Below are 17902 nucleotides of genomic sequence, written 5' to 3'. Positions count from 1 at the left end.
CGAATATGAGACAAATTCTCAATACTTGGTCCTGCTGTGCAAATGGTATCTCTTTGCCGGTACTTCAGGCTCACATTACGGCCTGACATTTAGGTCTTGCCATATCACAACCTATGAAATGGAAAGGCAAGGAAGATGAAAGAAAGCTTAAGAAGAAAGATCATCGAGGTCTGCGACAAAAAAATTGCCAGCAAAGGTGAAAATGTCGGCTTATCTTTTTATGCCTTTTTCGCAAATAAGAATGATGATCCTGAATTGCTCATGGAAGCGGCGACGTGGTGGATCATGGAAAATAAGTTAGATCACTTTGAAAAAGCATTGAAAATAAAGGGAATGATTGAGTCCGTTTAGTAAACATAAGATTTATCAAGCAAGGAAGAATAGGCTGATGAGTTTTGTACTTATGACTAACGCTTCTGTCAGCAAACGCATCATCTTTTAAATATTAAACCGGAGTTTACCCAATGATTGGCAAGTGTCTTTGCGGAAGTGTTGAGTTTGAAATCAACAAAGATCATATCAAACTGTATCAGTGTCATTGTCAGTTGTGCCGGAAGCAAAGTGGCACCTATTCCAATGCAGCGACTATCGTACCGACCTCTCTATTTAAGCTTGTTAAGGGTCAGTCGCAGATCCGAAGCTGGGTAAAACAGACCGGCTTTCGTTCGGACTTTTGCCAGCAATGTGGCTCACCAGTGCCTAACCCATTACGAGATACCCCATACTATTGGGTGCCTGCGGGGTTAATTGAAGATATCGGGGATGCCGAGGTGATCTCCCATCTTTTTGTTGGCTCAAAAGCGTCGTGGGATAAACCTAACCCTGATGCAGACACCCACTTCGCTTTTCCTGAGCATGGTTTGCAGGAGCACATTGAGCAGCTTAATAACGAGTAGGATTAGATAAACGATGAAGGAATCTTTTGCGGGCGATCTGGGGTTTGAGTTCGTTACCTTTAAAAATGAAACGCTGGAGATCTATCACCGGAGAAAATTTGCCACTCGATTTACCGGTGCAAAAGCGGTGAAGCTACAGAGCCAACTAGAAACAATTTCGTTTGCCGAGCAACAGCAACTTATGGCTAGGTTAACCGGCAACTATAAGCGGGGCAGTGAAAGAGTCGCAAAGACCCATGGGCGGAATTATCGATGAATCGGCAGGCATGAGCCCTTGGCGACTGATCTTTTTCAGCTGGTGCTAGAACTCGTAAGCTAGCTGTACTGTGATTGTGCTGGCATTCTCACCAGTACCGCCATCCGACTCGTCGTAGTCTGTGTCATAGGCGTACTCAAACGCCAACGCAGTGTTGTCAAAAATACCGAGCGACAGCGCAGCAACAATGCGCGATTCCGGTAACTCCAGAGCCACCGCTTCATCAGTGCCCTGATAAGCCAATGCCGCTACGGCACCCATGTTGGCTATTGCAAAAGCGTAATCAACTTCCAGGTTCCAGGCTGACGGCTCAGCCCCTTTGCCGTTAAAGGCTATTTCGTCTGCTGCAAAGTTGTCTGTGGCTGATACATATTCGCCGATCAGGGTGAAATCACTGAAGCTGTATGTGGCGTTGAAGGCGATACCGGCGACATACTCCTGCACTTCACTGGAGGGGAGGGTGTCACTCAGCGCATCTGCATCACCGATACTGTTGATGTAGCCGACGTTGGCAGTAAACGCATTGTTATCGTTTTCAAAACGGTATCCAGCGGTGGCACCGAAACTATCTATCTGGTTATCACCGTCCTCGTCGAGGTCACCGTTAAATACGTAGCCAGCTATATGGAAGCCACTATTTTCGACGCCAATCAGAACTGCTGATTCAAGGATCTCGCCAATTTCTAGTGTCAGCGGATCAGATATGGCGCTTGTTTCATAGTTTCCGAACGGCAGATATTGTTTACCAGCGAGCAGATGCCAAGAGCCATCAGGGTTAGCGATGGTGACAGTGGCAACGTCTACTTCAAGATCTGTCTCATCCTCTTCGTAAAGGAACACGATGTCGGCTGCAACCCATGGATGCACTATAGCGGTGACCCCTAGCTCTGCGGTCGCCAGTACAATATCGCTCTCGCTGTCGCCTATAAACGGATCGGCATGGCCAGCTTCTACTTCAACGACCCCTGATACGGTGATGTATTTGTTCCATTCGCTGGCGAGTGCATTCGCTTTAGCTTGCTCATCCTGCGCTTTTTCCAACTGTTCGAGGCGATCTTTTAGACGCTCGATCTCGGTTTTTGGATCGGCTGCGAGTGCGTTCCCGCTGCTCAAAGTAAACAATACTGCAGATGCGATAAGGGGCTTATTCATACTGACCACTTCCCTGATGAGTGAAAGATAAACAGAGACCAATAAATTTTTATTTTAATGACAATGAGAATAAGTTCGATTTGTATTCGTGGTGTTCGGTTGATGCAAATCAACGCAAACCGTTTTTTCGGGGCTGTTTTCGCAGAAGTGCGGATTTTTGTTACGACGGAAGCGTAGCCGTAACCACTTTATGTTGGTGGAGAGGAGTTAACGGCGTGGCTATTTCATTGCCGAAAACTGACGGCGGCAGGGGGCTATATGACTTGTAGCCCCGCAATCGTCCGTTAATGAGTATAGCTAATGGTTACTCGGCGGCAGGTGGGCCTGAATTATCCGGTAGCTTTCATCGCCGATATTAAAGCGGGGTAACCAGCCCCTGAATACTTCAGCGTAGAGGGTGATTTCCCCCAAGCGCTGTTGCTGCTGTAGTGTATGCAGATAAACATCTATTTCGGTTGTGGCGACGGATGCTTGAGTTTGTAGCCAGATAAATTGGGCGCTGAGCTGCTCTGCGTGTGCGGTGTATTCCGCAGCCATGATTGCTGTCTGTTCTGCTAACTCCTCAGCTGCTTCAATATCGCCACAGTAGAGATGTGCTTGGGCGATATTGCGGCGGTGATGGAGGTCGAACAGTGTCCGGCCATGGATCTGATTGAGCTGCTCAGAGAGCCAGCGTTGCATTTTTACGCCGTCGTTTTGTTTATGCCAGCAGTGCAGTAGTAATTGTTCCGCGCGGTGCCTGACAAAAGGGTGATGCTGATAGTCGCGGGTGATACGTTCTATCTGTGCGATCTGCTCCGCAAAGCCATGGTTATCACCTTGGGTGGCGAGGTGGTGCAGGGCGGTTAACACCAGGCAAGGCAGCTGTGCATCTTCTGGCCAGCTGCGGGTAATATGCATCGCCTGTTGGGTATCGACAATCGCGACCTCCCAGTTACCGCGTAGCAGCGCCAGTTCCGCTTCCGTGCGATAGATACACCAAAGTGCATCGTTATATACCAGCTGGTTACGCTTTTCGAGCTCGTGGGCTTCATTGTAAAAACGTGCCACCGTGCCCGCATTGCCCTGATAGAAAAAGGTGGTAGCAACAAAGTGCAGTTGCCACAGGAGGTCGGTGACATAGTTGCGCTTTTTCGCTTCTTGCAGTGCGCCCAGCCAGAGGAATCTGGCTTTCTCGATATCGCCTTCTAGCCATAGCTGCTCTGCCAACGCGGCATAGGCCGACGGTACCAGAATGTCTGGCGCTACTGGTGCTAGTTCATAAGCGGTTTTGGCATATTGCCGTAACAGGGGAAGATCACACTCTTTCAATGCATAGGTGGCGGTAAGGCAGGCGTGGCTGACCTTAATTGCCCGACTGGCTTCGCTATTATCAACAATATGTGCAGCTAGCTGGTCAAGTGCCTGATGAGCGGCGGGCACATCGTTAATCAACAATACCTTGGCTGCCACCATCAGCAGGGCGGGATCCTGCTTTCGGATCGTTTCTGGTATTGCCAGTAGCGTCTCTTTCAGCAGTTGGTGGTAGCCCCGCTGGAACATTAACCAACCGTGCTCAGCCACAAGCTGTTGCATCAGTTGCACATCGTCAGTGGTACGGGCGAGGTAAATCGCTTGTTTCGGCTGCTTATGATCCATCCACCATGTGGCGGCCCGACGCACTAGCCCTTTGGCTAGATCGGCATTTTCACTTAGTAGTACTTGTCGCAGCTTTACTCGCCATAACTGATGAAAGTGAAACCAACCCTGATCGTCATTTTGCCCCAATAGCAGCTGTTGCTTTAATAACCCTGGAAGCAGTGAGTGGCAATCCTGTTCCAGCATCTGCTCTACTAAGGTCAAGTTGAAATAATCCATGAGTGAACTGGCAAGGATAAATTCACGGGCAGCAGGGGGCAGTGCTGCCGTGATCTTTTTCTGGCCGTGCTCTATGAGCTCTTCTGGACTATTGATCGCTTCCAGTTCCTGCTTGTTGAGACAAGCATTTTTGGCGATCCAGGTGATTGCAGGTGAGCCATCGATAAACGGCAGTGCCAGCGATTGTAATGCGGGAGATAAGCTATCACCGAGCAGGGCGATGGTTTCTTTGTCATCGAACCGAATGGTATTTAAAGCGGGTGAGCAGAGCGCTGCGATATTGGTGATTGATAGATGCTTTTGCCATTCCGTTGCACTGCTATTGATCAACAGTTTGTGTTGCTTTGGCCATTGTTCAATCAATTGGTCTAGAGCGCTAAGCGTATCCTGAGTATCGATGTTTGGCAGATTATCCAGTATCAGCAGGGTGGGTGTGGGATTGTCGGCCAGTTGTTGTAACAGGGATTCGAGCAGTGATTTCGGATCATCGATTAACCCTTGTTGAATGCGTTGCAGCAGCGCTTCATCAAACTGCAGTGCGTGCTGGCAGGCACCGATCAGTATTCTCACTAAATCATGTAAGCGGAGATCTATGTCGGCGAAGGTGCACCAGGCGCGCATCCCTTGCCATTGTGCGAATAGCTGTGCCGACAATACGGTTTTACCATAGCCAGAAGGGGCCACTACGGAAGTAACCAATGGCGTTTCTGCCAACTGGTTAAGTAGTTTCTGCTTTATAATCAGCGGTCTGGGCAGTGCCGGTGGTTGAAAGCGCCACTCATCGCCGAGACTGATTTTTGACTGTGACAAAAGCGTTGCCTGCATCCGAAATCGTTTTCCTTAGCCATATCAAGCTTAGTCTAGAACACTGTTTTACCAGCATATTTCGTTAGGTATTGCTAGCCAACTCCCATCTTTCGTATTGCCCCCTGTTTTCATTTGCACGATCGCCTAATGACTGACAGGAAACCAGTCCGGGAGATGTTTTGGCTTTAATGGCTGCGTCAGGGGAAGTACCCACTCATTGTTGCCTAAGTCTCGCGGTACTTTGGTCAGGTCGACTTTGGGATCAATAAACATGGCCAGCTTGCGATAGTTTAAACGACAGTGGCTGCGTACGGTGACCTCTGCATTCTTCACTGATAATTGTTGTGGTGCCCATATCTTTTGCACGTATTGTGCCATTTGCCAGATCATATCTGGCTGGCAGGGCATCTTAAAATTCTGTCGTCTATTAAGTATTGGCCGTGGGTTAAACTTCCATTGTTTACCGCTGACAGGATCTTTGACATAGAAAGTCGCCGAGCCCTGCTTACTGCGCAGTTTCATTCGCCAGCTGAATCTGTGCCCCCCCTCATTCCAGGCAACCTCACCTTGATAGAGCAGATTGCGGGCAGGCACTAAGGTTTGAAAAACTAGCCAGGCGCATACACTGAGCGTGATTGCGGTTTTCACCTGAGTGCCGGGCAGTGCAATGGGGGTGAGCTGTGGCGCGTGGTAGGGCAAGCGGCGGAGTTTAGCCCAAAACTGTCGCGGCCAGTCAGGAGAGAAACAGAGCAGGCTGGCAAACAAGGTAACCCAGGGGAATACACCGATATCAAACACGAAGTGATTCAGCGTGTGGAAACAGGCGTACACACCAATTACATAAAGGCGTGTGCGTTTAAACAGTAATAAGGGGGCGCCGACCAGATGCAGGGCGATGACGCCATAGGCGGCAATGGCAACCGCGGTCGGGTCAACAAAGAGCTGACCGACTAGGGGCATAGCCTGGCGCTTGGCTAGCCATGAAGCGAGTGGCTCAAGCTGCAGCCAGTCGGGGTTGATTTTAACCAAGCCGGCATAGATGAGAATGATCTCTAGCTGCACGATTAACAGGATCAGGCACCAGGTTGGTAGCGTATCACTGGCGATATTGGGGCGGCGTTTGGCATCCAATGACCAGTACCTATGGGCAGGTACAAAAACCATTAGGCTGCTGAACAGGATCAGCAGATAAAGGTGGTTCAAGTACTGTGCTTGATCCTGTAAAAAAATGGCGGCGTTACAGATGGCGACGATGGCGGCACTCAGTCGATAGTGCCAGCCGAACATCAATCCCAGTGACGCGATCGCCGACACACCGTAAACCCAGTAGACGCCCTCTCTAAGTACCGGTACCCACTCAAAACCGTAATATTTAAAGAACAGGACAGGTGTGACATACATACTATCCAGATCAACAAAACCCAGATGGCCAATGGCATCGGCGAACATGACAAAGCCGAAGCCGATGCGGAACACGGCGATAGAGGCAGCATCTATCGGGCGGAAAAAATAGTCTGTTAGTTTGTTCAGCATGAGGGTCAGATCGAAAAAGCAATAAGTCTTAATACGACTCAGTGTGCCAGTGGTTCACTGCTAGGAGAATATTGCTGTGACAGCACTGTGATCTGTAACGTAAGGGAGCTAATCCCTCCACCTAAAACCATAGAGAGAGGGGGGACCTTAATAGGGTCAGTTTTGCAGTGGCAAGCGCACCGTGTCAGGAGTAAAGACCAGTGAGCTAAGCGCTTCACTCAGCCGGATATTAACGGTATTCACCTGCTGGTGGAGATGGCCAAAGAGCAAGCTGTTTTGCAGCTGATAACCGGCAAAGGATGTGGGAGCAGCGACTTCCTGATAGATGAACAGGTAATGGGTGTCTAGCTCTGTGCCTACCCAAAGCAGTGCTTTTTCATTGTTGTTGCCATCATAAAGCTTGAAGTGATTCTCCACATAGCTGCGTATTAGGCTGACTTGCTCGGAGGTAAGTGCATCATCAAAGCGGATGGTCTGTTTGCTTTCTGCACTAAGCACCTTAGCGACATCATCGGCGAAGAAGCGGTGGATCACTTCCAGCTGGCCAGTTTGTTGATTGACTACCATGTCGGTCAGTGTGGCGTGATAGGTGTGAGCGACTGTTGTGCTGGTGAAACCCAGCAGCAAGGCAATAAATAGTGTGCGCAAGGTGATAAGCATCTTTAACTCTCTTTTAAAGCGGGCAAACAAAAAAGCCGACGCCATTATGCGTCGGCTTTTACTGAACGGCGAGTATTACTCTTCGCTCTGCATCTCTTTCATCAGGTTACGCTTCTTCTTGTCTTTGAACAGTTCCAACCGTGATGGCAGGATCTTGCGGGGGAAGAAGTTATTGCTGATATCTGCGTCAGCAGTTTCCCAATGCGGGTCAACGGTCACTTGAGTGATTACCTCTTCGCGCCACAATTGAATTGATGCCTGTTTCGGATCCTGACGCCATACTTCGGCTGGAATTCGTAGCTCTTCCACATCGCCATTGTCATATTCGATGGCTAGGATAATCGGCATCACCAAGCCGCCAACATTGCTGAAGTCGAGCAGGTAGAAATTGCCTTCCGTTTCCAGCAGCTCCCGCTCCCACTCTTCGTAGGGCTTGAGTTTGCCTTCGGCATCTTTGGTACTTTTCGGTGAAACGGTGAACTCATCATGTTCGTTATAGAAGTCTTTGAGTTCACTGTAGTCGTCAACACGGCGATGCAACTCTTCATTACGCTGCTCGGTTAACGAGCGTGGTGCAGCTTCATGGCGCTCTCGTTTCCATTCAGCTTCAATTTCAGGATCGTCGGTATTCACCTGCATGATCCGCACATCGTCGATGCTGATATCTACATGATCTGTACTGTAGAACCAGCCGCGCCAGAACCAGTCCAGATCGACTGCAGAGGCGTCTTCCATGGTGCGGAAAAAATCTGCAGGCATTGGGCGTTTAAACTTCCAACGTTGTGAATATTCACGGAAGGCATAATCAAACAGCTCGCGACCCATGATGGTCTCGCGCAAAATGTTCAGCGCCGTGGCAGGTTTGCCATAAGCGTTGTTACCAAACTGCAGAATACTCTCTGAGTTGGTCATGATCGGTACCTGTTTAGCACTGACCATGTAATCGATAATTTTACGCGGCTCGCCACGGCGAGAAGGGTAGTTCTCTTCCCACGCTTGCTCAGCCAGGAATTGCAGATAGGTGTTAAGACCTTCATCCATCCAGGTCCACTGGCGCTCGTCTGAGTTGACGATCATGGGGAAGTAGATATGGCCAATTTCGTGGATGATCACCGAGATCAGACCATATTTGGTGCGACGAGAGTAGGTGCGTTTGCTCTCGTCTTCTTTGTCAATTTCCGGACGAGGACCGTTGAAGGTCATCATTGGATATTCCATGCCACCCACCGGGCCGTTGACCGAGATGGCCACAGGGTAGGGGTAATCGAAGCTGTACTTATTGTATTGTTCGATAGTATGGGCAATGGCTTGGGTGGAGTAACGCTCCCACAGCGGATTACCCTCTTGCGGATAGTAAGACATCGCTAAAACGGTGTTGTCACCGCTTTTCACTCCCCATGCATCCCACAGGAACTTACGTGAGCTGGCCCAGGCAACGTCACGGACATTGTCTGCTTTAAATGTCCATACTTTGCGTTTGCTAGTGTCGTCTTCTTCGTTAGCGCGAGCTTCTTTTTCGGTGACGATCATCACCGGCTTTTTCGCTGTTTCAGCTCTTTTCAAGCGGTCTTGTTGTGGCCCGCTGAGCACCTGTTCGGGATTTACCAAAGTTCCGGTGGAGGCAACGATATGATCAGCGGGTACGTCATAGCTGATTTCGTAGTTGCCGAACTCGAGGGAGAACTCCCCGCGGCCAAGAAACTGTTTGTTTTGCCAGCCATTAACATCGTCGTAAACGGCCATGCGAGGGAACCATTGCGCGACCAGGAAGATACAGTTGCCATCTTTTTCAAAACACTCGTAACCACCCCGGCCACCATGGGTCTTGGCTTCAACCATGTTGTATTCCCAGTCCAGGCTGAAGCTGAACTGTTGACCCGGCAGCAAAGGCTGATCCAGATCGATGCGCATCATGGTTTTATTGATGATATGGCGCAGCGGCTTGCCATTCGCACCTTTTAGATTACTGATCTGATAACCGCCTTCGAAATTCTGACGGCTAGTGCGACCACGAAAATCTTTCAGCGATTGCTTGTCACCCGCGTTAGAGGGCTTGAGCACATAGCGGGTTTGCGCCCGCATACTCAAGTTATAGTCAGAGTTTTTGTCGAAGCGATTTTGGTCCAGTTGCAGCCATAGGTAGGAGAGCCGATCTGGCGAGTTATTGGTGTAGGTGATGGTCTCACTACCGGTAACGCGCTTCTCTTCTTCATCCAGTTTTACCTGGATCGTGTAGTCCGCCTGTTGTTGCCAATATTTATGGCCGGGCGCACCAGAGCCGGTACGATAGTCATTCGGCGTTGGCAAGATCTCTTCTAGCTGACGGAATTTGTCATCAAACGGTTGTTTGGTCCACGTCTGGGCGTGAACAGGTAACACCGCGCTGGCTACCATAGCCAACCCAGCGAATAGATACCACTGCATACTTCTGCTCCCTGGAGAGGATGATTTATATTATTTTTTTCTTATTTGAGGCTGCATGTTGCCGAAATGTTGGTCACAGAGCAAGGTTTGCTCTGGTTTTACTGCTGTTTTGCGCAGTGGAATTTGTAACTGGTTGTTGTTTGTCGTCCGAGCATCGGGTTTGTGTATTTTGACGAAACAGACACAGCTGATCCTAGGCTGACGATCCCCTTACTAGGCTTGATCCTCTCTCCAAGGAGAGAGGGCGAGGGTGAGGGGTCTATGCTTGCTATAGGTTGGTGTATGTTGAACAAAACAGATACAGCTGAGCCTAGCTGACGATCCTCTTACTAGGTTTGATCCCCTCTCCAAGGGGAGAGGGCTAGGGTGAGGGGTCTATGTTATTTGCTACAGCTCCGGCATTAAGTGCCGTTCAAAGAACTGTTGTATCGTTCGGTACAAGTGAATGCGGGTTTCTTTGCCGCGGATTGAGTGCTTCTTGCCCGGATAGTTCATCATCTCAAACGGCAGCATCGCTTGTTGCAGCTGGCTGTAAAGTTTGGTGCTATGAGTAAACAGCACGTTGTCATCCGCCATGCCGTGGTAGATCAACAGCGGGCCTTTAAGCTGGGGCGCATACGGGAACACAGCGGAGGCATCATAGCCTTTACCATTTCCCGCCGGGTGGCCGAGATAGCGTTCAGTATAGTGGGTGTCGTATAGCCGCCAGTCTGTCACCGGCGCACCAGAGACACCTGCGGCGAATATGTCACCCGCCTCGAACATACTGATGAGTGTCATATAGCCACCGTAGCTGTGACCGAAGATACCGATCTGGTCACCGTCGACATAAGGCAATGATTTAAGATATTGCGCACCTCTGATCTGGTCTTTCAGTTCGACTTTACCGAGATGACGATAGATAGGATCTTCAAACGCTTTTCCGCGGTTGTATGAGCCGCGGTTATCCAGTTCAAATACCAGAAACCCGCGCTGCACCATCACCTGCGTCCATAGATTCTGCCAACTCCATTTATTGACGACGCGTTGTGCGTGAGGGCCGCCATACACTCGAACAATCACTGGATACTTGCGTGATAGGTCAAAGTTGACCGGCTTAAACAAGCGGTATTGCATCTCTTGCCCATCTTCGGCGTCTAAAACACCAAACTCGGGACGGGACCACTGATCTTGATAAGGCGTCAGTGGATGACGGCTATTGAGGCGATTCTCGTCGATCCAAGCCACCTGTTTGCCGAGAGTTTGATGCAAACTGACTTGTGGAGGCATGTTTACGGTGGAGGATGTATCTAAATAGTGGCTGGCATCTTTAGCAAACGCGACATCATGGTAGCTGCGCGACCGGGTAATTCTTTTGATTCTTGGTTCGCCACTCAAGGCGACGTAGTAAAGGTGCTTCTCCAGTGGGGAATCTTTGCGACCGGTGAAGAAGACGAGGCCCTTGGTTTCATCAATGGCTTCGAGTTTATCGACGATCCAATCCCCTTGGGTAAGTTGGCGCAGTAGTTTTCCTTCCATGGTGTAGAGGTAGAGGTGCTTATAACCATCCCGCTCTGACGCCCAAATAAAATGCTGACCATCTTTAAGAAAACGCAGATCATTATGCAGGTTGATCCAGGTATTGGAGGTTTCCCGCAGTACTTCTCGTTGGTTACCGGTTTTAGTATCTACGAGCATTAACTTCAACAGTTGTTGGCTGCGGTTTTGCCATTGATAACTTAACTGCTCACTGGTGCTGCTCCAGCGCACGCGGGGCAGGTAAAAATCGACTTCAGTGCCAAGATCTATCCATTGTGTGGTTTTGTCACTGAGCTGATATATACCCAGTTTGTAGCTGACATTGGGGCGACCGGCGGCAGGGTAGGCCTGTTCTATCTGTTTGATCTCTTCAGCGTAGATTTCGCTGCGTACTATGCGGTCGACCGAGCTGTTATCTACACGAATAAAAGCGAGTTTGGTTTCATCCGGTGACCACCAGTAGCCGGTCATTCGCCCCATCTCTTCTTGAGCAACGAACTCTGCCATGCCGTTCTTAATGGTGCCCCCGCCGTCTGTCGTGACGCGGGTTTCTTCTGCGGTGACAGGGTTAACCAAGTACAGATCCTGATCGCGAACAAAGCTAACGTAGTTGCCGTTGGGGCTGACTTTAGCGTCTGTTTCGAACGCGTCAGTTTTCACCAGTTGGAGCGACTTTTGCTCCGTTAATTGGTAAAGGTAGAGATCACCAGCGAGGGGGAATAGCAGTGTTTTGCTGTCTGGAGACCATTGGTATTCCAAAATACCGCTACCGAAAATACGTTGACGCTCGCGGCGTGCTTTCTCTTCATCCGATAGTGTTTCAGCGCCGCCGGTTAACTCTGCTGCATCGACTAACTTGGCGGTTTTACCTGTTTCCAGATGGTAACTCCATAAATCGTAAGCGTTGTAATCATCTTCGCGGGGGCGGATAAAGCTGACTTGTGAGCCATCGGGAGCCAGTTGAAGTTTTTTCGGAGGAGTGCCGGATAGCGAGGGATCACTGAAGATGCGATCAACTGAAAGCATCTCTGCCTGCAGCGGTAAACTCAGGCTGAATGCAAAAAGTGTCAGACAGGTACGGCGAGAAAAGTGGCTGAAGTTGTACATAGTGACCTCGAATGATAGCAGCGAGGTCACTTTGCGTTTTTTTTTGACTCAGGGCAAGTCGGCGAGAGATTTGCTATCTGGTTAGGCTGTTTCCACCCGGTTACGCCCAGCTTGCTTTGCCCGGTATAGCCGTTTGTCGGCTAAATCCAGCAGTGAATCGATATCTCGTTGCGCCGCGGTCAGTTCGGCGACACCGATGGATATCGTTATATTGCTGGCCTGATCGCCGTGGGATACCAAGGTTTGAGCTATGCGCTGGCGGATGCGCTCTGCGGTTACTTCCGCCAGGCAGATCCCGCATTCGGGTAATAGCAGGGCGAACTCTTCGCCGCCGAGTCGAGCGACACGGTCTGAATGACGACACTCTTCGCTGATTATCTCAGCAACCACGCGGATCACCTGATCACCCATGGCGTGGCCAAAGTTGTCATTTACGCGCTTGAAATGGTCTATGTCGATCATTAACAGACTCAGGGGGTGCTGATAACGTTGGCTACGTATTACCTCTTCGCGTGCGAAGGTCATAAAGGCGCGACGATTACTGGTACCAGTCAGAGCATCGGTGGTGGCCATGTTCTCCAGTTCCATCATCAGTTGTTTACGCTCCTGTTGCAAACAGAGCATTTTCAGTAGGTTCTGGTGAATCTGCAGGCCGACATGGATCATTAAAATAGAGAAGCAAACACTGAGTGCGGCCATCGAGTTGTAGAGCAGCCCCTGCTCAAATAATGGTCGTGTGCATGCAATAATGATGATGGGTAGCATATCGAGCAGAAACAGACGTTTTGAAGGCGAGCTCATGGCGGTGGTGGCGGACATCAAGCCCATGACGATCATGGCGATAAAGATATGGTTGGCGAAGTTACCGGGTTGCCAGGCCCACATCGATAGTCCAGCCCAGTGCAACATATGTAAACCATGGGCCATGGCGATACGCCGCTCCCATTGATAGGCATCTTTTGCCTGCGGTGCGCTTTTTTTGAAGTTACTGTAGACCCGCAGATAATTGCGGGTGATCAGAAAAGAGATCAGCATCCATAGTGCGGCCACCTGCCAACTGACCCAGACGCTTAGTACCGAGCCGGTGATCAATGAAAGCATGGGCGCCAGCAGACGATCGTGCTGGTGATTATCTACGTAGAGATGCAGTTGCTGCAGACGGATCTCAGACAGTTCGAGTGATTCGATATTCAGAGATGATGATCGGGTCAGTGATGATAACCCTGATGAATGGCTCGCTTCCTGCTTCACTAAACTGGCCTCCTTGGACAAGAGGCCAAATTATCAGCTTTAAATGTGACGGTAAAGCGGTTCCAATCGGTTACTTTTGATTTTGCTCAATGAAGCTGTCTACCTGAGTTTCCAGCACGTTCAAAGGTAAAGCGCCGTGGATCAAAATGACATCATGAAAGGCTTTGATATCAAATTTTTCTCCGAGTGCCTGTTTGGCCTTTTCTCTCAGTTCAAGCAGCTTAATCATGCCAATTTTGTAGCTGGTGGCCTGACCGGGCATGACGACATAACGGTCGATAGCGCGTTCCGCGTCATTGAGTGCATTTGGCGTATTTTCCGCAAGGTAGGCGATCGCTCGTTCGCGGGGCCAACGTTTTTCGTGTAGCCCGGTGTCAACCACTAGACGGGCGGCTCGCCATAGTTCCATCGCCAGTCGGCCAAAGTCGGAATAAGGGTCCTGATAGAGGCCAATCTCTTTTGGCAGTAGCTCGGAATAGAGTCCCCAGCCTTCAATGTAAGCGGTGTAATCACCCAAGCGACGGAACAGCGGCAAACTTTCTAGCTCTTGCGCGATCGCCAGTTGCATATGATGCCCCGGGATCCCCTCATGGTAGGCGAGGCCTTCCATCTGATAGCTAGGCATATTGCTCATTTGGTAGAGGTTGGCGTAATAGGTTCCGGGTCGGCTACCGTCTAGTGAAGGTGCTTCGTAAAATGCTTTACCGGCGGTCTTCTCGCGAAACGGCTCGACCGCCTTGACCTTAAGGTCGGCTTTCGGCTGAGTGATGAACAGTTCGTCTAAACGGCTTTTCATATTATCAATCAGTGCCGTGGCTTCGTGCAGATATGCCGCGCGCCCTTCATCGGTGTTGGGGTAATAGAAACGAGGATCTTCGCGCATGAACTGGAAAAACTCCCGTAATGATCCGGTGAAACCTGTTTTAAGCATCACCTGGCGCATTTCGGTGTGGATACGCGCTACCTCTTGCAGCCCTATCTCATGTATCTGCTCGGCAGTGAGATCGGTTGAAGTATGGAAATGTAGTGTACTTTGATAAAACTGCGCGCCGTCTGGAAGCTTCCACACGCCCGCATGATTATCCGCTTTGTTCTCTAGTTGTTGCAGGTAAGCGATCAGCTTTTCGTAGGCCGGGGCAACATGCTCTGTCAAAGCCAATGCGGCAGCATCCAGCAGTTTTTGTTCGCGTTCATCATCCAGATCGAGTGCCAATAACTTAGTTTTGAAATCGGCGAACAGGGTACTGTCTTGGTCAGCCTCTTCAAATGGCACGCCGGTGAGTAAGCTCTGACTGTCACTGATCACCAGTGGAATAATAAATTTGGGGATGATGATGTCGAGCTCTTCGCGTTTTTTCAGTTGCGCCAGCAGCTGTTCAAACAGTCCTGGTACCCCATAAAGACGGGCAACATAGGCGAGGGCATCCTCTTCGCTGGTGACGGTATGTTGATTGATTAGCAGAGATGGTACGTGTGATTGCAAGCCGTCCATCTGCTCGACAGGGTAACTATGGTAGCGCCATTTGTAGTCATCGATTTTATCTTGCAGGTATTGCTTGAACAGCTGGTAGGAGAGGGCGGTTTCACCTACCAGTTCACTACTGTCGATATCTTGCACTCTTCTCAGGTGTTCTTGATATAGCAGCTGTGTTTGCGCGGCATACTCTTCTGAACGATCATCCCACTTGTCATAATCTTGCTTGATGCCAAGTATGGTGAGCATCTCCGGACTGCGCTCAAGTTGAGCCATATAGAGTTCGTCAATGAGCTTATTCACTTCAGTGTTGTATGCCGCTTGTTTGGCATCTGTCGGTTGCACACTGGTATCGATAACTGGTGTTGGTGGCTCAGGTTTTGGTTCACAGGCCGACAATAATGAAATCAGGGAAGCGGCGACCAGCAGAAGCTTTAATTTACGCATATGTCGGGTCATAAATAGGAAGTCCATTTTAATACTACACTCGATGCCTCATGGCGATAATGTTGACAATATCAGGCTTGCAGTGCGGAAGCCTACAATAAACTGCCGACAGCTTTCTGCATCAGCGACTGAGCTACCTGCTTTTACTCTGGTAAAAACATCTCTAATAAGCTGTTGAGGTAACGATGGCCTTTGGCAGTTAACTGAATACTTTCCTCAGTTAAACTCAGCAGTCCCTGTGCCTCGGCATTGGCGAGAATGGGTTCAATCTGGCTCATCGCCTGTCCAGTCAGTTTACTGTATTCGTTCTGCGGAAAAGCTTCAAATAACCTGAGTCGATTCATAAAGTATTCAAACGGTAGATCTGCAACGGCGATTGCTTGTGTTTGATGTCGGTAGCCGTTGCTGGCTTCAAGATAGCCTTTCGGGTGTTTAATCTTGCTGGTGCGAATAATCCGCCCTTCGACAGGTAAAGTGATCTTGCCATGGGCACCACAGCCTATCCCCAGGTAGTCACCAAATCGCCAGTAGTTCAAGTTGTGACGGCAGCGGTAATCCATCTGGCTGTCTGACTTGAAATAAGCCGATACTTCGTATTGCTGATACCCCGCCTGCCGCAGTTTTTCATCACCCTTTTCATAGATATCCCATAGGATGTCGTCGTCAGGTAGGGTGGGTGGACGGCTGTGAAAAAGGGTGTTTGGCTCAATGGTTAGTTGATACCAAGACAGGTGCGGGGGAGCTAAGGCGATGCCTTGGGTTAGGTCGGCCATCGCATCGGCAACCGATTGATCCGGTAAGCCATGCATTAGATCCAAATTAAAGCTTTGTAATCTGGCCTGTTGCGCCATTTGTGCTGCATTAATTGCCTCGTTACGACCATGGATGCGGCCCAGCGCTTGTAGCTTTTGTGGTTGAAAGCTTTGCACGCCAATAGAGATGCGATTGATCCCTGCTTGTTGAAATTGTGCAAATTTGTCGCTTTCCACTGTCCCCGGATTGGCCTCCAAGGTGATCTCACAATCATCGGCAAGCGGTATACGTTTTGCGATACCTTGTAATAGACGTTCGATCGCTTCGGCTGACAGTAGGCTAGGGGTGCCACCACCGATGAAAATGGTCGTTAGCTCGCGTTGCTGCACGTAGTGTAGATCTTGCGTCAGATCGGCGAGTAACGCATCGACATAGTCAGCCTCTGGTACACCGCCTTTGAGTGTGTGGGAGTTAAAGTCGCAGTAGGGGCACTTCTGCACACACCAAGGGACATGGACGTAAAGACTGAGAGGCGGCAGTGTCTGCACAATATGTTTCCGAATTGCAGCCTGATTAGGCTTGAGTGAGTTGAGCCAACAGTTGCTTTAACGCCTGACCACGGTGACTGAGATGATTCTTTCGTTGCTTGCTAAGTTCCGCGGCCATGCACTGTTCGGTAGGTACCCAGAACACTGGATCATAACCGAAGCCTTGCTCTCCTTGACGCGCTACAGCTATCTCCCCTTGCCATGTACCTTGGCAGATCACTGGTGTTGGGTCATCAGCGTGGCGCATATAAACCAGAACACATTGGAAGCGGGCCTTGCGCTCGGCAGCTGGCTTACCACTCAGTTCGAGCAGCAGTTTATCTATGTTGTTGCTGTCGTTGGACGGCTCGCCAGCATAGCGGGAAGAGTAGATCCCCGGCGCGCCAAATAAAGCGTCGACCTCCAATCCGGAGTCATCGGCGATAGTCGGTAGGCCGGTGATTTTTGCCGCGTGGCGTGCTTTGATGATGGCATTTTCGACAAAGGTGGTGCCGGTTTCTGCGACATCAGGCACATCGAATGCACTTTGCGCGATAACATCAAACGGTAACCCGGCAAGCATTTGATTGAGTTCTTTGACTTTGCCCTGATTGCCGGTGGCGAGAACGATTTTTTGCATGAGCAGCGAACCTGATTAGCGACAGTTGCTGCGCATTGTACAGCATGGCTTGCTGACACCCAACGGTATCAGCAGTGCGGGAAGCGGGGCTGTATTGGCCTAATCGGCGTAGAACTTTTGTTGAAACTTGACTGTATTGACTGTGCCGTCGTCATGGGTGAGTTCAATCTCGAAACGGAAAGTTTCTTCGTTGCTGTACGCTATCGGTGAGATGTAATAGATGGCGCTTTCTTCACGGATCTCTTTAAATTTCAGTGTCACTTGGTTGCCTATTAAATTTCGTGCTTCCCCTTTGATCTTCACGGCAACAGCAGGGCTCCCCTCTTTGCCAGTATCGAGTACTGAGATATTCACCAGCCCGTTGGTGCGGCTTCGGGTAATACCATAAGCTTTGGCAATCGCAGGGGTTAAAAATGTGCTGGAGAACGCTACATAATGCACGTGTATGTCGCCGAATTTCTCTACATTGGCAAAGGCGGATTGGCTGGTGATCGCTAGCAGTAGTAACAGTAGGGAGCCGAGTCCACGGTAAAGTTTTTGGCGCAGCATGATGGGTTACCTTAGTCAGATGATTAGTACTTAGTGCAGATGATTAGTAGT

General features: G+C 49.9%; 14 protein-coding genes. 3 read left to right on the top strand and 11 right to left on the bottom strand.

Annotated elements, in window-relative coordinates:
* Positions 1 to 135 precede the first annotated feature (135 nt).
* From EZV61_RS15070 to EZV61_RS15060, 3 genes are all read left to right on the top strand, one after another.
* Complete coding sequence (locus EZV61_RS15070) at positions 136 to 351, top strand: DUF6500 family protein (protein ID WP_114339085.1); 216 nt, start codon at positions 136 to 138, stop codon at positions 349 to 351.
* A gap of 113 nt (positions 352 to 464) precedes the next feature.
* Positions 465 to 896, top strand: a complete 432-nt coding sequence (locus tag EZV61_RS15065) for a GFA family protein (RefSeq protein WP_131416623.1) — start codon at positions 465 to 467, stop codon at positions 894 to 896.
* 13 nt (positions 897 to 909) lie between these two features.
* Entirely contained in the window at positions 910 to 1152 is a 243-nt protein-coding gene (locus tag EZV61_RS15060; protein WP_205695395.1) for a hypothetical protein, read from the top strand.
* A 45-nt stretch (positions 1153 to 1197) separates the two neighbouring features.
* On the opposite strand, the gene EZV61_RS15055 is transcribed toward EZV61_RS15060, so the two are convergent.
* The 11 genes from EZV61_RS15055 to EZV61_RS15005 all read right to left on the bottom strand — a co-directional run bounded on the left by EZV61_RS15055 (position 1198) and on the right by EZV61_RS15005 (position 17851).
* Positions 1198 to 2304 (bottom strand): LbtU family siderophore porin, encoded by a 1107-nt coding sequence (locus tag EZV61_RS15055; protein ID WP_131416621.1) that lies wholly within the window; start codon positions 2302 to 2304, stop codon positions 1198 to 1200.
* 297 nt (positions 2305 to 2601) lie between these two features.
* Positions 2602 to 4986, bottom strand: coding sequence for a winged helix-turn-helix domain-containing protein (locus EZV61_RS15050; protein ID WP_131416619.1), 2385 nt, complete (start codon positions 4984 to 4986; stop codon positions 2602 to 2604).
* A 126-nt stretch (positions 4987 to 5112) separates the two neighbouring features.
* Positions 5113 to 6501 carry an HTTM domain-containing protein gene (locus EZV61_RS15045; RefSeq protein WP_114339089.1) on the bottom strand — a complete coding sequence of 463 codons (1389 nt, stop codon included), beginning with the start codon at positions 6499 to 6501 and terminating at the stop codon, positions 5113 to 5115.
* Positions 6502 to 6657: 156 nt separating this feature from the next.
* Positions 6658 to 7161: a DUF6702 family protein gene (locus tag EZV61_RS15040; RefSeq protein ID WP_130567667.1), complete on the bottom strand. Its 504-nt coding sequence runs from the start codon at positions 7159 to 7161 to the stop codon at positions 6658 to 6660.
* A 75-nt stretch (positions 7162 to 7236) separates the two neighbouring features.
* Positions 7237 to 9585, bottom strand: coding sequence for a M1 family metallopeptidase (locus EZV61_RS15035; RefSeq protein WP_205695394.1), 2349 nt, complete (start codon positions 9583 to 9585; stop codon positions 7237 to 7239).
* 387 nt (positions 9586 to 9972) lie between these two features.
* Positions 9973 to 12210: a S9 family peptidase gene (locus EZV61_RS15030; protein ID WP_131416617.1), complete on the bottom strand. Its 2238-nt coding sequence runs from the start codon at positions 12208 to 12210 to the stop codon at positions 9973 to 9975.
* Positions 12211 to 12291: 81 nt separating this feature from the next.
* Complete coding sequence (locus EZV61_RS15025; RefSeq protein ID WP_114339093.1) at positions 12292 to 13461, bottom strand: GGDEF domain-containing protein; 1170 nt, start codon at positions 13459 to 13461, stop codon at positions 12292 to 12294.
* 70 nt (positions 13462 to 13531) lie between these two features.
* Positions 13532 to 15382 (bottom strand): DUF885 domain-containing protein, encoded by a 1851-nt coding sequence (locus EZV61_RS15020; RefSeq protein ID WP_131416685.1) that lies wholly within the window; start codon positions 15380 to 15382, stop codon positions 13532 to 13534.
* 143 nt (positions 15383 to 15525) lie between these two features.
* Positions 15526 to 16683, bottom strand: coding sequence for a radical SAM family heme chaperone HemW (hemW, locus tag EZV61_RS15015; protein ID WP_131416615.1), 1158 nt, complete (start codon positions 16681 to 16683; stop codon positions 15526 to 15528).
* A gap of 25 nt (positions 16684 to 16708) precedes the next feature.
* Positions 16709 to 17302, bottom strand: a complete 594-nt coding sequence (locus tag EZV61_RS15010; protein ID WP_130567670.1) for an XTP/dITP diphosphatase — start codon at positions 17300 to 17302, stop codon at positions 16709 to 16711.
* 99 nt (positions 17303 to 17401) lie between these two features.
* Positions 17402 to 17851, bottom strand: a complete 450-nt coding sequence (locus EZV61_RS15005; protein WP_131416613.1) for a DUF4426 domain-containing protein — start codon at positions 17849 to 17851, stop codon at positions 17402 to 17404.
* Positions 17852 to 17902: the final 51 nt, after the last annotated feature.

This window comes from Corallincola luteus, from assembly GCF_004336975.1.
Lineage (GTDB): Bacteria > Pseudomonadota > Gammaproteobacteria > Enterobacterales > Neiellaceae > Corallincola > Corallincola holothuriorum.
This window is presented reverse-complemented; position numbering and strand designations above follow the sequence as displayed.